The 1,999-nt window shown below is 75.3% G+C and carries 2 protein-coding genes; one reads left to right on the plus strand and one right to left on the minus strand.

The genetic code is table 11. The features are described 5' to 3' along the window. On the minus strand, window positions 1-1,412 hold a 1,412-nt coding region (locus tag ACTUAL_RS30735; RefSeq protein ID WP_440902681.1), incomplete at its 3' end, for a gamma-glutamyltransferase family protein. A 228-nt stretch (window positions 1,413-1,640) separates the two neighbouring features. Between ACTUAL_RS30735 and ACTUAL_RS30740 the strand changes: the two genes are divergently transcribed. After that, entirely contained in the window at window positions 1,641-1,943 is a 303-nt protein-coding gene (locus tag ACTUAL_RS30740) for a PLD nuclease N-terminal domain-containing protein (RefSeq protein WP_440902682.1), read from the plus strand. Window positions 1,944-1,999: the final 56 nt, after the last annotated feature.

Here is a 1,999-nt window from a genome sequence, read left to right on the forward strand (position 1 = left end):
GGGCCGGGCAGGTTCGGGTCGGGCACTCCGGGCGCGGCGGGGGTGAAGGAGAAGTCGGTCAGCTCGTTGTTGAGCAGGAACCCGCGCCCCGGCACGACGATGCCCGAGCCCCCCTCCTGCTCGATGGTCAGGGTGTAGGAGACGACGTTGCCCCACCGGTCGGCGGTGGTCAGGTGCGTGGTGTGCTCGCCCTCGTACGGCGTCGGCGCGGCGGTCCCGCCCGAGGCGCACGCCACCGGGTTGCGGGGGTCGCCGGGCGCGACGGCCCCGGTCATCGCCTTCGCGTCGTCGACCAGGCAGGCCCGGCCTGCCGCGAACCGCTTGGACAGCAGCCCGGACACCGGCACGTCCACGAACGCCGGGTCGCCGACCCACCGGTTCCGGTCGGCGAACGCCAGCCGGGACGCCTCCAGCACCCGGTGCCCCACCAGGGCCGGGCTCGCGCCGGAGAGCCTGCCGGTCTCCAGGATGTTCAGCGCCTCCCCCACGGTCGTCCCGCCGGACGACGGCGGGGCCATGCCGTGCACCTCGAGTCCCCGGTAGGTGCTGCTGACCGCGTCGCGGCGCGGCGCGTCGTAGGTCGCCAGGGCGCGCGCGGTCAGGGCGCCGGGCCGCACGTTCCTGGTCGAGCCGGGCGCCACCGGGGGCGTGCGCACCGCGCTGACCACGTCCCGGCCGATCGCGCCCCGGTAGAACACGTCCGTGCCGCGCCTGCGCAGCTCCCGGTAGGTGTCGGCCAACTGCGGGTTGCGGAACGTGCTGCCCACGGCGGGCGGCGCGCCTCCGGGCAGGAACAGGTCGCGGGTGGAGGTGAAGTCGGCGAACCGGGCCGCGTTGTTCGCCGCCTGCTGGTTGAAGGTGGCGTCGACGGTGAACCCGCGCCTGGCCAGCGACTCGGCCGGTTCGAGGAGCTGGGACAGCGAGCGGCTGCCCCAGCGCTGCAGGGCCCGCTCCCAGGTGAGCGGCGTGCCGGGCGTGCCGACGGACCGGCCGCTGGTGACGGCCTCGGCGAACGGCACCGGGGCCCCGTCCTCCACGAACAGGTCCGGCCCGGCCGAGGCGGGCGCGGTCTCCCGGCCGTCGATGCTCGACACCTTCCGGGTGCGGGCGTCGTAGACCACGAAGAACCCGCCGCCGCCGATGCCCGCCGAGAACGGGTCGGTGACGCCGAGCGCGGCGGCCGTGGCGACGGCGGCGTCCACCGCGTTGCCGCCCCTGGCGAGCACGTCGATCCCGATCTGGGAGGCGTCCGGGTCGACGCTGGACACCGCTCCCCCGTGGCCGACCGCCTCGGGTTGCCTGGGGGCGGGTCTCGGCCGGGCGCCCTCGGCCTGGAGCGGGTCGGCGTGCGCGGGTGCGACCGGCGCGACGAGCGCGGCGGCGGTGAGCAGGACCACAGCTGACCGGATCATCTGCTCCTTGTACCGCACGCGGGGCCGCGCGGGTACGCCCCGAGCGGCGACCGTTCGGGTGGGCGGGTGGCGCGGACGGGGTGCCCGGAGCCCGGCGGGTAGTGCTTCAGCACTAGTCCCGGACCGGCTCCGGTGATGACGCGCGATGACGTCGCCCGGCGGCAGCATCGGTGTCGTCGGGTCGAGAGGCCCGGCGCCACCGACGAGAGACGGGAAGCAGGGATCGAGTTGCCCACCACCGCGCAGACCACGACCACGATCGCCCAGCACGCGCAGCAGGACCCGGAGTTCCAGATCTGGGGCATCGCGCTCGGCGGCGGGGTCCTCGTGGTCCTGGCCGCCCTGGTCGTCCTCTTCCTGGCCGCGCTGGTCAGCATCCTCGGCTCGCCGCAGGGCTTCCCGCTCAAGCTGGTGTGGATCGTGATCGTGCTGTGCCTGCCGTTCCTCGGCTGCCTGCTGTGGTTCGCGATCGGCCGTGGCTTCGCCCGCCGCGAGGCCGCCTGCGCGCACGGGCGGAGCGGTCGCCGCTGACCGCCGGTCAGAGCACTTCGAGCGGGTCGACCTTCACCCGCACGGGTTCGGTCTCC

This window comes from Actinosynnema sp., assembly GCF_052038725.1.